Raw genomic sequence first — 16,639 nt, 5'->3', positions numbered from 1 at the left:
GCATGAAGATTTCGACAATTCTTGACCACATCGATAACGGTCACATGGCGTTGCCTGAATTTCAGCGCGGCTATGTCTGGAATCGTGACCAGGTTCGTGGACTTTTTGATTCGCTCTACCGTCGCCATCCCGTCGGCGGCTTGCTGGTTTGGGCGACAGAAGCGATGACAGCGGCTCATCGTGGCGAAGGTCCGCTTGCCGCCGGCATCGTCAAACTTCTCCTCGACGGCCAGCAACGGATGACCTCGCTTTATGGCGTCGTGCGCGGAAAGCCGCCGAAGTTCTTCGACGGCAATGCGCAAGCCTTCACCGGCCTCCGCTTCCACCTCGGCACTGAGACCTTCGCCTTCTATCAGCCGGTGAAGATGCAGGACGATCCATTGTGGATCGATGTCACAAGCTTGTTGAAGGGCGGGAATGCTGGCCTTGGCGCGCTGATCGCAAAGCTCTCCGCCGACCCCGCGCATGTGGCGAATGTTGGCGCCTATGTCGGCAGGCTAGGCGCCCTTCTAGGGGTCACGGAGATCGACCTGCACATTGAGGAGGTTACAGGCCCGGACAAAACCCTCGACGTTGTGGTCGACATCTTTAATCGCGTGAACAGCGGCGGCACTAAACTGTCGAAGGGTGACTTGGCGCTCGCAAAGATTTGCGCCGAATGGCCCGAAGCCCGCGATACCATGAAGGCTAAGCTGAAGGAATGGACGGGCGCTGGCTATCAATTCAACCTCGATTGGCTGCTCCGCTCGGTCAACACCGTCCTAACCGGTGAGGCGAAATTCAGCTATCTCCACGACAAGGGCGCACTCGACATCCAGGACGGTCTCAAGCGAGCCAACAAGCATATCGACGCCAGCCTGAACCTGATCGCCGGCCGCCTCGGGCTAGATCATGACCAAGTTTTCTTCGGGCGCTTCGGCGTGCCGGTCATGGTTCGCTATCTGGATATGCACAAGGGTCCATTGGACGCCAAGGAGCGGGACAAACTCCTGTTCTGGTTTGCGCAGGCCGGCATGTGGGGCCGGTTTTCCGGCTCTACGGAGACGGTTATCGATCAGGACCTCGCCGCGCTCGAAGGCCCGACCGGCGGTCTCGACACGCTGCTTGAGCAACTTCGGCTGTGGAACGGCGGCCTGCAAGTCGAAGCCGGCCATTTCACCGGGTGGAGCCTCGGCGCACGCTTTTACCCGGTTCTCTACATGCTGACGCGCATGGGCGAGGCGCGGGATTGGGGCACTGGACTCGCGCTCAAGGCAAGCCTCCTCGGAAAAATGAGCCGTCTGGAGGTTCATCACATCTTCCCCAAGGCGCAACTCTACAAGTTGAAGCACCGGCGGCCGGACGTGAACGCGCTCGCCAACTTTTGCTTCCTGACCAAGGACACCAATCTCAATATCAGCGACCGACTGCCGGAGGCGTATTTCCCGGAGATCGAAGCAAAACACCCTGGGGCGCTGGCGTCTCAGTGGATTCCGACCGATCCCGCGCTCTGGAAGATCGAACGCTACCTTGATTTTCTCGAAGCTCGTAAAGCCCTGCTCGCAGCCGAGGCGAACCGGCGTTTTGAGGAACTGCTTCACGGCGATACGCGGTGGCTCAGCAAGACGGCGCCGGTGGTGGAAGCTGAAGCGCAAACGGCTGGCGGCATCACCAGTGAGGTGGAAGAGGCCGAGCTCGAATCTCTCAATGACTGGATAGAAGGGCATGGCTTGCCGCGAGGACAGATTGGTTATGACTATGCCGATCCGATAACGGGCGCGCAAAAGGCGCTGTTCGATCTGGCGTGGCCTGATGGGCTGCAATCTGGGCTAAGCGCGCCGGTCGCGGTATTGCTGAACGAAACCAATGATATTCTTGCCTTGGCGAGCGCAGCGGGCTTTCGCTGCTTCACCTCGTCGGCAGATTTCCGCGCCTACATCGAAACTGAAATTCTGCATCTCGAAGCGGCGTGAGCGCCGCTCCTTGGCCATGTCCCCTTACAAGCGTTGAACGATATGATGAAAAAGCTGGAAGCTGGAAGCCCTGACACCAAGAGCACCGACATCGTCGCGGGCAATGTCGAGGCGTTGAAGACCCTATTTCCGGAGGCGTTCACGGAAGGGCGAATCGATTTCGAGGTATTGAAGGGCCTGCTTGGCGCGGCTGTCGACGAGCGCGACGAAAAATATGGACTGAACTGGCACGGCAAACGCCGCGCGCGCCAAATCGCGCTGACGCCATCGACTGGCACGCTCCTCCCCTGCCCGGAAGAGAGCGTCGATTGGGAGACGACGCAGAACATTATGATTGAGGGCGACAATCTCGAAGTGCTGAAGCTCTTACAGAAGAGCTATGCCGGGAAGGTGAAGTTGATCTACATCGATCCTCCCTACAATACGGGCAAGGATTTCGTCTATCCGGACGATTATCGAGACAACATCGCGAACTATCTTGAACTGACCGGACAGGTCGAGGGCGGTCGAAAGATCAGCTCCAACACCGAGGCATCGGGCAGATTCCATACTGATTGGCTGAGCATGATGTATCCACGACTGAGGCTCGCAAGAACATTATTGAGGGATGATGGTGCAATTATTGTTTCGATAGATGATCACGAGCAATCAAACTTGAAGACAATACTTGACGAGATATTTGGAGAAGAGAATTTTATAGCTTGCGTAGCAAATATTAATAACATGAAGGGGCGAAACGATAGAAAGCATATAGCCACAGCTCACGAGTATTTCCTCATTTACTCGAAACGCGAGTTTGACTCTTACGGGGTTCCGCTGACCGATGAGCAACTAAAAGACTACAAATATGTCGATGAGCGAGGTGAGCGCTATGCTCTTCGCGACCTCCGGAAGCGCGGCCGGCCAGATCGGCGCGAAGACAGACCCAACATGTTTTTTCCGATCTTCTACAACCCGGAAACTAAGGCTTGCGCCCTTCAGAGGCGTTCCACGAATGACGTTGAAATCGTCCCGAAGCGCGGTGACATGAGTGACGGACGTTGGCGCTGGGGATTAGATACTGTTCGGGACAACCTTGCGATCTTGCACGCAAATTACTCGAAGCAGAAGGATAGATGGGACATCTCTCATAGAGTGTATCTCAACAAAGACATTGAAGGCGATATTGATGAAGAGTCAGACGATGACGATAATATCCAGAGAACGTCGAAACCCAAATCGTTCTGGTGGGGCGGCGAAAATTCAACTGATGTGGCGAGCCGCGAGTTCAAGATATTGTTTCCTGGGCTCAATCCGGATTATCCGAAATCTCCTTTCCTGATGGAGAAAATCGTGCATATGGGGTCGAAGCCGGGTGATCTGGTCTTGGATTTCTTTGCGGGATTTGGAACGACGGGGCACGCCGTGTTCCGACTCAATCGGGTAAATCCCAATCGGCGATTCATTCTTGTCCAACTCCAAGAAGAAATCTCGGAAGAGGTAGCCGAACAAACAGAGACCTACAAGTATTGCAAGAAGAATGGTATTAAGCCTTTTATATCGGAAATCACTAAAGAGCGACTCCGGCGCGCCGCGTCCTTGATCAAGAGCGGTCAGCATGACCAAAAAAGTGATTTCGGTTTCCGCGTCTTTAAGCTCGCTCCATCAAACATCCGCGCTTGGGAGCCAGACCCCGCCGACATCGAAAACAGCCTGCTTAATAACGCCGAGCATCTCGTCCAAGGCCGGAGCGAGCAGGACGTGCTTTACGAGCTGTTGCTGAAACTCGGCCTCGATCTCTGCGTGCCGATCGAGACGAAGACGATCGCCGGTAAGGCCGTCCATTCCATCGGCGGCGGCGCGTTGATCGTTTGTCTGGCCGACGGACTAACGAAAGACGTGATCGAATCGCTTGCCTCCGGCATCGTCACGTGGCGCGAAGCGCTCGCGCCCGCCGTCGACACTCGCGTCGTCTTCAAGGACTCTGGGTTCAAGGACGACATCGCCAAGACAAACATGGCGGCGATCCTGAACCAAAACGGCATTTCCGACGTGCGCGGCCTGTGAGGATGGTTCGATGAAGCTGCATTTCGAGCCTGATCTCGACTACCAGAAGCGCGCAATTGAATCGGTGGCTGATCTGTTTCGCGGCCAGGAGATCAACCGCACCGAGTTCACTGTCACGCGTCGGCCGATGGCGGACCGGGCGGGACAGACGAGCCTCGATCTCGGAGGCTTCCTCGGAGCCCAGGGCGAGCTTGGTCTCGTCGAAAGTGAGCTCGGCATCGGCAATCGGCTGACGCTGCTGGATGACGAGATCATCGCCAACTTGACGGACATTCAGCTCCGCAATGGCCTCGCGCCTTCGACGGCGCTCACGTCCGGCGATTTCACCGTTGAGATGGAGACGGGCACAGGCAAGACCTATGTCTATCTGCGGACCATCTTCGAGCTGAACAAGCGCTATGGCTTCACCAAATTCGTGATCGTCGTGCCGTCGGTCGCCATCAAGGAAGGCGTCTACAAGACGTTGCAGATCACCGAGGAGCACTTCAAGGGCCTCTATTCAGGCCAACCTTTCGACTATTTCCTCTATGATTCCGCCAAGCTCGGGCAAGTGCGCAATTTCGCGACCAGCCCCAACATCCAGATCATGGTTGTCACCGTCGGCGCCATCAACAAGAAGGACGTGAACAACCTCTACAAGGACAGCGAGAAGACGGGCGGCGAGCGGCCCATCGACCTTATCCGCGCAACGCGCCCGATTCTGATTGTCGATGAACCGCAGAGCGTCGACGGCGGCCTCTCGGGCGCCGGCAAGAACGCCCTTGGCGAGATGAATCCTCTCTGCACCCTTCGCTATTCGGCTACCCATGTCGACAAGCACCACATGGTGTTTCGACTGGACGCCGTAGACGCATACGAGCGCAAGCTGGTGAAGCAGATCGAAGTCGCCTCGATGGTGGTCGAGGATGCGCACAACAAGGCGTATGTGCGGTTCGTCTCGGCGAGCAACGGCAAGGGACCGGTAACGGCGCGGATCGAGATCGATGTTCAGGAAGGCAAGCAGGTCCGGCGCAAGGAAGTGGTCGTTCAGGACGGCGACGACCTTCAGGAGCTGACCAAGCGCGCCGTCTATGCCGATTGCCGGATCGGCGAGATACGCACGGCGAAGGATAATCAGCTTCTTGAAGTGAAGCTGCCGGGCGGCGAGACGTTCCTTCAGCCGGGCCAAGCCGTGGGTGATGTCGACGCGGATGCGATGAAGCGGTTGATGATCCGCCGCACCATCCAAGAGCATCTGGAGAAGGAGAAGCGTCTCGCGCCTTTGGGCATCAAGGTGCTGAGCCTCTTCTTTATCGACGCCGTGGAGCACTATCGCTCCTATGACAATGCCGGCAATCCCGTGAAGGGCAAATACGCCCGCATCTTTGAGGAGGAATATCGCCGCGCGGCGAAGCTCCCCGAGTTCAGCAGCCTGTTCAAGGAGGTTGATCTAACGTCAGAGCCCGAGGATGTGCATGACGGCTATTTCTCGATCGACAAGGCGCGACGCTGGACCGACACGGCAGATAACAATCAGGCCGCTCGCGACAATGCTGAACGCGCCTACAGCCTGATCATGAAGGATAAGGAGAAGCTGCTGAGCTTCGAGACGAAGCTCAAGTTCATCTTCTCTCACTCGGCCCTCAAGGAAGGCTGGGACAATCCCAATGTGTTCCAGATTTGCGCGCTACGCGAGATGGGGACCGAGCGCGAGCGGCGCCAAACCATTGGCCGTGGGCTACGACTGTGCGTGAACCAGAACGGTGAGCGTCTACGGGGCTTTGAGATCAACACGCTGACCGTAGTAGCCACCGAGAGCTACGAGGAGTTCGCCGAGAACCTCCAGAAGGAGATCGAGAAGGACACCGGCATCAAGTTCGGCATTGTGGAGAAGCACCAATTCGCGGCCATCCCAGTGGTGAAGGCGGACGGATCGCCGGCAATGCTAGGATTCGAGGAATCGGCCGCCATCTTCGAGCATCTCAAGTCTCAGGGTTTCGTCGACCCCAAGGGCAAGGTGCAAGACACGTTGCGCGTCGCACTGAAAGACGGGACGTTTGCTTTGCCGGCGGCACTCGAAGCGCATCTGGCGTCGGTGCGGGAAATGCTGAAGAAGGTGGCCGGCAAGCTCGACATCAAGAATGCTGATGAGCGTGTCATCGTGAAGACTCGGCGCGCCATTCTGGAGAGTGCGGAGTTTCAGGCGCTCTGGGACCGCATCAAGCACAAGACGACCTATCGTGTTTATTTCGACAACGAGAAGCTGATCGCCGATTGCGCGAAGGCTATCGGAAACGGGCCGGCCATATCGAAGGCGCGCGTGCGGATCAGAAAGGCGGACCTGTCGATCGGCCAGGGCGGTGTCGAAGCGAAAGAGCGCGATCAGAACAGCGGCACGATTGTTACGATCGAAGAAGGCGACATCGTCCTGCCTGACGTGCTGACCGATCTTCAGGACCGCACCCAGCTTACGCGGAAAAGCCTCGTCCAGATTTTGACAGAATGCGGGCGGCTGCACGACTTCAAGCGCAATCCGCAGGCTTTCATCGAGATGGCGGGCGAGGTGATCAATCGCACCAAGCGGTTGGCGCTGGTCGACGGAATCAAATTCCAGAAGATCGGCGACGAACACTATTACGCTCAGGAGCTTTTCGAGCAAGAGGAATTGACGGGCTATCTGCGCAACATGCTGAAGGACGCAACCAAGTCAGTCTTCGAGCACGTTGTTTACGATTCAGGAGGTGTCGAGCGGACTTTCGCCGAACAGCTCGAAAAGAACGAATCCGTGAAGGTCTACGCCAAGCTCCCTGCCTGGTTTAAGGTCCCAACTCCGCTCGGCACGTATAATCCCGACTGGGCTGTCCTCGTCGAAGTGAGCGGCGAAGAGCGCCTCTATTTCGTGGTCGAGACCAAGGGGAGTCTGTTCACCGACGACCTTCGCGACAATGAAGCCGCAAAAATCGCGTGCGGCGAGGCCCACTTCAAGGCATTAGCGACAGGCGCTAATCCGGCCCGTTACATCAGAGCGACGAAAATCGACGACTTGATGAAGCATTGTTGAGATCGCTCGCGTTGCTGCGGCGTCATGGTGGCACTCAAATCGTAGTCGATCGACGAGACATCGGTGTAGGGCTGACGTGTGGCGACCTCACATCGGCGTCCTTGTCGCAAGTGCGAGAGATTCACTGCAGGCGCGGATCGTGACTCCGCTCGTAGAGTGGCTCCCCGTCATCGGCCGCGACAAGGCGCTGCAACAGCGACCGCTCGTTCTTCCATTTCCGATGTGTGCTCATCGACCGCTAGAGGCCACACGGCTTGGCCTCCCGGCGCCGGCAGCCTATGCTCGGCGGCATGTGCGGTCGCTTCACGCAAGCCTATACCTGGTCCGAGGTCCACGCCTTCCTGAGCGTAATCGGGCCGGCGCAAAACCTTCGGCCGCGCTGCAACATCGCGCCCACGACGATGATTGACGTTATTCGGCCCGTAGCCGCCGGCCGTGAGCTTGTCCCGATGCGATGGGGCCTTGTCCCGTCGTGGTGGAAGAAGCCTCTGAACGAATTGCCGTCCACCTTCAACGCCCGTGCGGAGACGGTCGCAGAAAAGCCGATGTTCCGATCGGCCTTCAAGTGGCGCCGCTGTATCATCCCGGCCTCGGGCTTCTATGAGTGGACAGGCAAGCCGGGCGCGAAGACGCCGCATTATTTCTCTGCGCCAGATGGCAGGCCGCTCGCGCTGGCCGGGCTGTGGGAGAACTGGCACGACCCAGACAGCGGTGAGGACATGCAATCCGCCACGATCGTTGTCGGGCCGGCCAACGACTGGATGGCGCGCTTTCACAATCGGGCGCCGATCTTGATCGAGCCGCAGAACTTCGACGCATGGCTTGCTGGCCACGCGGGCCACGACCTTGCGTCGCTCCTAAGGCCGGCGCGGGAGGATGATGCCCTGCGGGAATGGATCGTGTCCCCGCGCGTCAACCGATCAGCGGTCGGCGACGACGATCCGGCGCTGATCGAGCCCACATAAGGAGCTATCGTGACCTAGCGACTGTAACCGTCTTCGCCGAAGACCGCTTATGAGATAATCTCAATCTCGTCCGGCTCGAACCAACCGCGTTCGATCATCGCGTCGCGCACGACGCTCGGGCTGCTCGAATAGTAGACGATCGCCAAGCTCTGCTTGGCGCGGCTGCACGTAACGTAAAACAGGCGGCGTGTGCGTTCGATGGTCGTCTCCTTTCCCGCAGCTTCGTTGTCGATGTCGGTCTTGCTCTTCTCCTTCGCCCCGAAGAGCTTCTCGTAGCTAAACAGGAAGCCACGGGCCTCCTCGTCGTTGACGATGACCATGACACGCGGGAACTCGAGTCCCTTCACTCCCTGATGGGTGTCGAACGGCGAGAGGCCGCGAACGTAGAGATCGTAGCGCTCGATCTGATCCAGCGTCGCGTCCAGCGCGAGCCGCCAAGCCCCAGTCTCGCTCTTCGCCTCTTCGTCGTCGAGGGCCTTGCCATGGGCGTGGTTCTCGTCGCCATGTCCAACGCCAGTCTCTAAACTATCGTCAGGCTCGGTTGAGGCGACAAATGGCAGCAACGCATCAGGGATCGTAAATAGCTTCCTGCTCGCAACATAGTTCAGAAGTGCGAGCAGGCTCGGTGAATCCTCTTTCGTGCAGAGCGCGTGCAATCCGTCACAGGCCGCCTTCGCGTTGCGGAGTAGATCGAGCTGCCGCTCGCCTGCGGCCTCAAGCTGGTCGCGCTCGAGCAAAGGCGAGGATTTACGGATGATCGCAGCCGACGCAAAACGATCCCCAGCGGCCAAGGCCTGGGTAAGTGGTAAGATCTCACGGGTGAACAGGCCGATGCCCGCACCGCTGCCATCGAGGATACCGGTTCTGATCCGCGGAACAGCATAGAGCGGCGCAAAGAACGACTCGAAGCCAAAGCGTCGCGCTGACATCAGGTGCTCCAGCGCTAGGGTCTTGATCGCATCGGTGCCGGCCACCCAGTCCGGATCGCCGGTGATCTGCGACATCGACCGGGCGATTTCGGCTTCCGCGTGTGACTTCTCGGAAGTGGTCTCCGGCAACACAAACAGCCTAACCACACCCTTTGCCGCGTCGCTGCGCGCATGCTGCATCTGGCCATCATCGTCCATTCGGACCTTATTGATCAGATCAACCACGCGAGAAGGACAGCGATGGTTCATCCGCTTCACCGGCCGAGACCAATCGGGGGGGATCGCTTCGGCTAGCCCAACCTTTCCGTCTGCATAGATGCGCTGCATTGTGTCGCCAAACAGGCCAAGGCAGAAGCGTGTTTGATTGGCCGCCTGCACGCCCAAAAGCGCGTCCATTAGCCCCCGGTTGGTGTCCTGGCTTTCATCAATCAGCAGGATCGGGAAGCGCGACATCAACAGCTTTCGCAGCCCATTCTTCGTCCCAAGGAAATCCGATGTCATCATGATGACCTCGGCATGGCTTAGGGCATCGCGCGTCCGGTTGTCCCCGGTCGGGCTGTAAATGAACCGCCGTATTTCGCCGAGGCTGGCGCGCCGCCGCTGTTTGCTCTCGATTGATCGAGCACGATCACTGGTTGCCTTGGTGCCCGGCCGCCCCTTGGCCTGAGCCACCTGAAGCTCCGCGATCTCGTTGAGCAGATTCTGGTCGAGCCATTGCCGGATGTCCGTATCGTAGCCGGCGATCAGCGACCAGGCGAACGAATGGATCGTAGACACCTCGACCCGAGGATCGAACTCGAGACGCTGCTTGATCTCGTCGCACGCCGAGTTGGTGTAGGTGATGACGCCGATCCGCCGACCGCTGAGCGAAAGGTGCCGCCCCTGGTCACGGCAAATGGCCCGTATCGCGTTCACCAGCGACCGCGTCTTTCCGGAGCCCGCACCGGCGTAGAGGAAGAAGCTGCGTGGCTTTGCGAGATCGAGGCACGCCATGATCGTCTTATCGGCCTCGGCATCGTAATTGTCGTCGTCGGTCCCAATCGTCATGCCGCCTCCTCTTTGGGATTGGGCAGGACTTCGACCTGCTTCTTCTTGAGCTGCCCTTGCAGCCACTCGAGACCTTCGGCGATGTAATGAGGAACCGTTAGCTTAGAGAAGGCCTCCGCTTCGAGCACATCGAGCGCGAATTCGGCTTTCTTTCCGTCCTTCAGCGCGACGAAGAAGCGCTTGCCTATGTCGGCTGCACTCGTGCCGTCATTGATGGCGTCGCGGAATTTCTTGACGAGGCCACTTCCGGCAAACGTGCTGAAGAAGGACAAGTTCTCGAACACCAAGGCATCCTCGAAGGTATAAGGATAGGCCGTCTCCTCCACAGAAGCGCCAGGACGGGTTACCTTAAGCGGAACCTGATAGGCGACTCGAATCTCGAATAGTTGATCATGAATTTCGACCTTCACCTTTCCGTCAGCGTTCAGCAACAGATCGGCATCCTCAAGTTTAGGCACCCAGGTCTTCAAGGTCGCATTGTTGGTGACCTGCTCCACTCCCGGTGAGGGCTGAACAGATGATCCACCCCTCTTATCAAGCGTGTCGAGGTCGGTGACGATCAGTGTCAGCAGGCCGAGGTGCTCGATCAAGGATTGCAGCCGGTGAGCGTGGCTCCCACCAATCTCAAGGAGCGTGATGTAACATTGGTTAAGCGGATCGTAATGTTCGCGGATAAAGTTCGGGAGCAGCATCCGCTCTGCCGGCCCCTCCACGAGGATGGCGGCGTCCGCGAAGAAAAGATCAGCATGCTGAGAGCGCAGGTATCGCGTAACGAACCGTTCGGTCGCCGAAGCCGTTCCGAACACCTCGGACAAGTTCACGACGGTCGACACGGGCACCTTCGCCACCATTCCCGCTGGCAGCCTGCGGAAGTAGCGCAAGGACGAGAACGAGGTCTCATGGGCGACATGGCTCGAATGTGTGCTGACGACGAGCTGCGTGCACAGCTCCGTGCTCTCCTTGAGGCCATCATGCGCGCGGAGGACGCTGTAAGCCTTCTTGATGAAGACCTGCTGCACTTGCGCGTGGAGGTGCGCCTCCGGCTCTTCGACGAGAACCAAATGAAGAGGCTCAGTGATGGTAGCCGTTGGGCTTTTCGATGCCTTGCCGACCCGCATCCAAGCATCGCGAAAGCTCATCAGCCTAAAGATCATCGAGATCAGGTTCTGATAGCCCAGTCCGTTGTTGCTCTCGGGGAGGCGAAGGAGCGGTGTAACCACGCCGCTCTCCTCGATCACATCGACCTCAAAGCTTATGGCAGTGGAATGATTGAGGCCGTCGATCGGCTTTAAACGCGTGGATACTCGCGGCCTTGGATCAGTCACGCCTGGGTATCCCATACCCTCGACCTCGCTGAAGGCGGCGGCGAAGCTCTCCGTCAGCCTCTTGTCGAACGCCTCCTGCGCGGCTTCGATCGCCTGCAAGGCTCCTATGTCTTTGGGGTCGGGACTCTTCGCCGGGTCGAGGTGCTTTGCCCAGTAGCTTCTGAGTTGATCGGAGAGGCGACTGCTAGGCGATCCCGCTGGTGAATCATCATCATCGTCACCCGTCGGCTCCTCGCCTAATCCGCGCTGCGCCGGAATGTCATGGACGCAGATCAACCCCTTGAGTGGGTCGCCTTCGAGCGGCAACGACGCTGCTCCAAGGATCTGAGGTCGCGCTTGAGACTTCTGTGGCGCCGCCAGCTTTGCGGGATCAAGCGCATAGGCGCGGATAGCGAAGTGCGAGCCAAGTCGCTTGCCGAGGAAATCGGTTAGGCAGGCTGGCCAGACGGTGAGCTTCGGCGGAGCAACCTGCGACTCCGCGTCCGGCGTGGCTGTCTCGGCGGCCTCCAAAGCGGCCCGGCGTATGACGTCCGCGTCCGAGATCGCCGCCATGAACTCCTTATACAGGAGATTAAGGTCTTTGGGCTCATACCGGAGCCGCACGCCGAGACGGCCGCCCTCCCAGTCGAGGGTGGGGATCAGGTCTCGCACATGGTGCATCTCGCCAGGCCCCACTTGGAGCCAGAGGTCGAGCGTCGGCAGCAGCTCGACCCACGGGTCGATAACGATGTTGACGATCTCGCCCCCTGCGCGGGCGGCTATCCAGCCTTCGCCGATAGAGTTGATCGCGGGCCAATGGCAGAGCGTGAAATCGTGTATCTCGAACAGGCATCGCCGGGGCGACAAGAAACGTCTAAGCGCAAGCATTGCCGAGGTCTTGCCGCTATTGTTCGCGCCGACGAACAAGGTTGTCGTGGTCGAAAGGTCGATTCGGATCGATAGAAGCTTCCGAAAGCTCGCAATCTCAATGAATTCAATATTCACCGCGCCCCTCCCGGACCACTTCTATGACAGTCCAGCGCGATTATCGATTAAATGCGCTGCGCTGTCGCCGACCGAGTTCGGGAATCACTTCCTCAAACGAGAGCGCGAACTCCTTGCCGAACGACGACCGTGGCTCGGTCGCAAGCCTCGCGCACACCGACGCGAAGGCCGCCTTGGCCGCCCGCCGCTCGGCGAGCTTCTCCTTGAGGCGTTGACGCAGAAAGGCTGCGCGCTCGGGCGTGACAAGGACGTGGGTCATGTCCTGACGATACGTCCGCCGATGGGAGAAGTCTTCATCCGCGCGGCTCGACCAGCGCCGACCCCTTTCCGCCAGCACTTCCTTAATGATCCGCTTAAGGCGCGAACCGGCGCATCTCCAATGAAAGCTGCGCATTGGGGAAATCTACACGATCTTTTGCCAAAATTCGCCGACTTGGGGACAGCAAGGTCGGTATCCGGCCTGTCGGCCCCAAAGGGGCCGAAAAGCATCACACAGATGCAACACACTTCGATCGGATCATCCCCAATGCAAGAATGGTATAATAGCACAAACCAAAATCAGCGGGCACTTATGTTTGGCGTTTCTACAGTTCTAATCATATTCGGCGGACTAGGGCTGATCCCCCTCGTCGTGCTTGTGTATCTACACTTTGGTAGAAACAATGGAAATGAACTATGAGCGCGAAGTTCTGGATTAATGCAGCCCTCGTTTTTTTGGTCGTCGGAACTGTATTCCCGCTGCTGAATGGAGACGGGCACCAAGCAGCTAAGGGCTTGATCGGGGGATTAAGCGTCTTGACGCTCGTGCTGACCATCTCATTTTTCGCGTGGGTCACTAAGAAGGCATACAGAAGCTTGAAATAGCCGCGCGCGCATTCTGCTGAAAGACTCCTCACCTTGGGTAGCGCTGCTGTGATTCCTTTCTCCTCAGAAAAATGGGGAAACGTGGGGTGATGACGATCGGCGGGTTGGCGTCCCACCTTTCGATCATTTGTCGCCCTCCCGCTTATGGCGCAGGCAGGCCAGTAACGGCCCGCCTGCGACCTTCCTCAGAAGCCGTAGCGGTCGCGCTCGGCGGGCGACATGCGCGCCAGCGCGGCCTCGTAGGCAACCGGATCGGCGTCGGCTAGACGATCGAGCGCGGCATAGTCGCCGCCGCCCAGGTCGCCGCGACCGCCATCGCCGCCCGGCTGATGCGCCGCCGCGCCTCCGAGCGCCGCAGCAAAGTCGGCGACGAAGAGCTTGTCGGCCTTCTCAAGCTGCGCGGTCAGACCCGAAATGATCAAGTGTGGAACGTCCGCGGGTGTGGCGAGCCCGAAAAACATTGAAGGCGAAAAGGAGCGTCGCAACAAAAGTCGCTAGTGAGCCGGCAATGGCCACGGGCTCGCCCCAGGGAAGGTTGCGGGCCAGAGCCGTTATCCCCGGCGCCATAAGGAGAAGGCCCGTGACGGCGAGGCCAAGATGAGCCGCCGCGAGTTTCGTCTGGCGTTCCGGATGGGCCTGATAGAACAGTCCGGCGAGAAACATTGAGACCCAACCAACGAGGTTGATGTGGGCATGCACAGGCGCAAGCGAAAAATCGTGAGCGGCGCCCATGTGGATGCCGAGAGCCATCCCGACGATGGCGAATATGACGCCGAAGCGCATGAACCAGGCGGAGATCATTGATATTCCTTTCAGCAGGCGGTTCTTGGGATCGATGGGAGAGTCCGACGCTTCTCAGGCGACGCGATGCACCGCTTGCCGCGGCGACGATCCTGCAGCGTCGCGCGCGCGAGCCAGCGCCTCGATCTCGTCCACGAAACGCCGCGCGCCGCCGCCTTCGTTGGCGATTGCGCGCGCCAATTTGCGGGCATTGGCCGCAAAGACGGGTTCAGAAATAACTCGGTGAACCGCCGCAGCGATTTCTTGCTGCGGAGCCGAAGGGTCGAGCCGGATTCCCACGCCGTGATATTCGATCCGCGCAGCGTTTTCATTCTGGTCGCGTCCCATCGGCATGGCGACAATTGGCGCGCCCGCACGAAGCGCGCGTAGCGTTGTCCCATGTCCGGCGTGCGTAACGACGGCGCTGGCGCGAGTCAGGATGTCGTCGTGCGATGCACCCGCGACGATTTTCACATTCGCCGGCGCCGACATTTGGAGTCCCTCCAGCGCCTTGCCCAGCGTCACGACGCCTTGGACCGGCAGATTGGCAAGGGCTCCCACAATTGCGGCCAATGTCGCGTCTTGTCCTTGATAGGTGGTGCTGAGCGAGACCAGCACGAGCGGACGCTCATTCGCGCTCGGAGCAGATAGCTTTTGCCGATCGATCCAGGCCGGCTGTTCGAGAAGCGGTCCGACATAGCGGATGAAATCCGGCAACGAGGCGACCGGCAGATCGAACGACGGCGAGGTCGCGAGAAGAAGCCGGTCAGGGCGCAGCTGATCGAGCGTGCGGGAAAGAGGCGCCAGTCCAAAACGCGTGCGCGCTTCGTTCAGCGCCGGCAGGAAGCTGTCGAACATGGCCTCGCCCATTTGGGCGATATGCTCGTGTTCGTCTCTCTCTTCAGCATTGGCGGCCGGTAGCAGGCCGGGGCCGAAGGGCGGATGGCCGGGCAAACGAAGCAGGCTGACATTCGTCGCCAGGAGCGCATTTGGCAGCCCGAGCGCTTCGGCGGCCACCATGCCCCCGAACAAGAGGTCCGAACCGATGAGCATATCAGTCGGAGCCTCTCGTGCCGCCTCCATTGCGTCCTCTGCGTAGCTGGCCGAGGGCTCGAGAAAAATCGCCTTCGCCCAGGCGCGAAAGGCCGATGCCGCGTCGGGCTGCTCCCAGTCGCGCGCGAAGCAGCTTTCGGGCGAACGATCCTTACGGTTCGGCGCGCGCCGCCAGCCTGACGCCTTGGCGCCAGTCGCCCGGACTTCATCGAGGATGCAGTCGTCGCCCAGAAATCGGACGTTATGTCCGCGTTCCACGAGCGCGCGGACAGCCGAAATCGTGGGCGGAACATTGCCGCCGCCCTCCCAGCCGAGAAACAGAATGTTCAAGCGCCGACGCGCGCTGATCATGTTCATGTCGCCCCTCCCTCAATCTTGCAGAAGTCGTGAAATCATTTCGGTCATCAGCCGCTTCGTTTCGGCGACGGATTTCTTTTGCGTTCTGCGCAGGAGAAACCAGCTCCACACGTCCGTCGCGACCAGAATCTGGGCCAGCCGGTCCGCGCGTTCGGCCCTGCCGAAAGACTTCAATCCGGGCCCAAAGGTTGTCTCCACCCAACGGCGATGGCCGGCGCGGCCGATCTCGAGCGTCGGCTCGATGTCGGGAATCCGCCCTTCGAGCGCGAGAAGGCGCATGACCATGTCGCCAGTCGCCTCATAATCGGCGACCAGCACGGCGACGGCGCCCGCCACGTCGTCGGTCGGCGAAGAGGCGCGGAGGGTCTCGATTTCGTCACCGATCCGTTGAGTAAACGCCGCCAGGAGACTGGCCTTGGCGCCAAACCGGCGAATGACCGTCTGGCGCGTCGTGTTTGCGGCCGCAGCGACATCGTCGAGCGTGATCTCGTCGTAGAATCTATCGTTCAACAATTCGCGGAAGGCGATCACGATCGCATTCTCTGTATCTTGCGTCGCGGCAGCGCGCGCGACCTGCCGATAGGCGCGCTTGTGTTGATCGTCCATTTTCATGTTACGTGATGTAACGCGAAAAATCCGATGCGTCAACAGGAGTGAACTTTGGCTTACCTCGGCCGCAAGACCGTTTGGTAGATGTCATCGAGCGGCCGAGATTTTCCGCTCGCGTTTCGGCTTGAGCGCCGCTGTCGACCGTGAAAAATCGGGCTCGCGTGCCTACATGCTTCCCGGCGGAACTCCGGAGCTGCGGGATGACAAAATCAGGCCAGACGAAATTTCCTTCTGACCCCTCGGGTCGCTTTAGCGCCGTTCATGAGCGCGAAATCCGCGGACAAACCCGTCCGGCCCCTCCGAAATCGAAGAAGGAAAGACCGGCAAGCAAGGGCCGCGTCCACAAGGGCAGGACGCGCACTTGATCTTGAGTGCGGAGGAGAATGTGCATGCACACGTCCAAGACCGTCGCGGCGCTGCTCGGACCCACGCTTGTCGCCAGTGCGGCTATGTTACTGCTCAATCTTGGCGCGATGCCTGCCATCATCGAGGAACTGTCAAAGAGCCCGATGCTCATCATCCTCGCCGGCTACGCGGCTTTCGTGCCCGGGCTCGCCATCGTTTATTTCCATAATCTCTGGAGTAGCGGCTGACCTGTGCTGATCACCGTCTTCGGCTGGCTTTCGGCGCGAACTCGGCCGACGAACGAAGGGAACTCCTGCGAGGCTCAAATCGGTGAAGGAGACGC

Annotated in this window: 12 protein-coding genes; 5 read left to right on the top strand and 7 right to left on the bottom strand. The window is 59.2% G+C overall.

All coding sequences use genetic code 11. The features are described from left to right. The first annotated feature begins 2 nt into the window (after window positions 1-2). The 4 genes from MMG94_RS18445 (at window position 3) to MMG94_RS18430 (ending at window position 8,003) form a co-directional block, all read left to right on the top strand. Window positions 3-1,952, top strand: a complete 1,950-nt coding sequence (locus MMG94_RS18445) for a DUF262 domain-containing protein (protein ID WP_016918868.1) — start codon at window positions 3-5, stop codon at window positions 1,950-1,952. A gap of 42 nt (window positions 1,953-1,994) precedes the next feature. Beyond that, window positions 1,995-3,998 carry a site-specific DNA-methyltransferase gene (locus MMG94_RS18440; protein ID WP_244415236.1) on the top strand — a complete coding sequence of 668 codons (2,004 nt, stop codon included), beginning with the start codon at window positions 1,995-1,997 and terminating at the stop codon, window positions 3,996-3,998. A 10-nt stretch (window positions 3,999-4,008) separates the two neighbouring features. After that, complete coding sequence (locus MMG94_RS18435) at window positions 4,009-7,038, top strand: type III restriction-modification system endonuclease (RefSeq protein WP_016918866.1); 3,030 nt, start codon at window positions 4,009-4,011, stop codon at window positions 7,036-7,038. Window positions 7,039-7,316: 278 nt separating this feature from the next. Further along, on the top strand, window positions 7,317-8,003 hold the full coding sequence (locus tag MMG94_RS18430; RefSeq protein WP_016918865.1) for an SOS response-associated peptidase: 687 nt from the start codon (window positions 7,317-7,319) through the stop codon (window positions 8,001-8,003). Window positions 8,004-8,050: 47 nt separating this feature from the next. On the opposite strand, the gene MMG94_RS18425 is transcribed toward MMG94_RS18430, so the two are convergent. The 7 genes from MMG94_RS18425 to MMG94_RS18395 form a co-directional block, all read right to left on the bottom strand. Beyond that, window positions 8,051-9,979: a UvrD-helicase domain-containing protein gene (locus tag MMG94_RS18425; RefSeq protein ID WP_016918864.1), complete on the bottom strand. Its 1,929-nt coding sequence runs from the start codon at window positions 9,977-9,979 to the stop codon at window positions 8,051-8,053. Further along, complete coding sequence (locus tag MMG94_RS18420; RefSeq protein ID WP_016918863.1) at window positions 9,976-12,288, bottom strand: AAA family ATPase; 2,313 nt, start codon at window positions 12,286-12,288, stop codon at window positions 9,976-9,978. The genes MMG94_RS18425 and MMG94_RS18420 overlap by 4 nt, the downstream gene beginning before the upstream one ends. Window positions 12,289-12,328: 40 nt before the next feature. Further along, window positions 12,329-12,682 (bottom strand): hypothetical protein, encoded by a 354-nt coding sequence (locus MMG94_RS18415; protein ID WP_016918862.1) that lies wholly within the window; start codon window positions 12,680-12,682, stop codon window positions 12,329-12,331. A 655-nt stretch (window positions 12,683-13,337) separates the two neighbouring features. After that, entirely contained in the window at window positions 13,338-13,574 is a 237-nt protein-coding gene (locus MMG94_RS18410; RefSeq protein ID WP_016918861.1) for a hypothetical protein, read from the bottom strand. Continuing rightward, window positions 13,543-13,935, bottom strand: a complete 393-nt coding sequence (locus tag MMG94_RS18405) for a hypothetical protein (protein ID WP_244415234.1) — start codon at window positions 13,933-13,935, stop codon at window positions 13,543-13,545. Before MMG94_RS18405 ends, MMG94_RS18410 begins: the two co-directional genes overlap by 32 nt. A 72-nt stretch (window positions 13,936-14,007) precedes the next feature. Then, window positions 14,008-15,342 carry a glycosyltransferase gene (locus MMG94_RS18400; RefSeq protein ID WP_016918859.1) on the bottom strand — a complete coding sequence of 445 codons (1,335 nt, stop codon included), beginning with the start codon at window positions 15,340-15,342 and terminating at the stop codon, window positions 14,008-14,010. Window positions 15,343-15,354: 12 nt separating this feature from the next. After that, complete coding sequence (locus tag MMG94_RS18395) at window positions 15,355-15,948, bottom strand: TetR/AcrR family transcriptional regulator (protein ID WP_244415232.1); 594 nt, start codon at window positions 15,946-15,948, stop codon at window positions 15,355-15,357. A gap of 392 nt (window positions 15,949-16,340) precedes the next feature. Between MMG94_RS18395 and MMG94_RS18390 the strand changes: the two genes are divergently transcribed. Next, window positions 16,341-16,544, top strand: coding sequence for a hypothetical protein (locus MMG94_RS18390; protein ID WP_016918857.1), 204 nt, complete (start codon window positions 16,341-16,343; stop codon window positions 16,542-16,544). Window positions 16,545-16,639 lie beyond the last annotated feature (95 nt).

Origin of the sequence: Methylocystis parvus OBBP (assembly GCF_027571405.1) — a bacterium.
Taxonomy (GTDB): Bacteria; Pseudomonadota; Alphaproteobacteria; order Rhizobiales; family Beijerinckiaceae; genus Methylocystis; species Methylocystis parva.
This window is presented reverse-complemented; position numbering and strand designations above follow the sequence as displayed.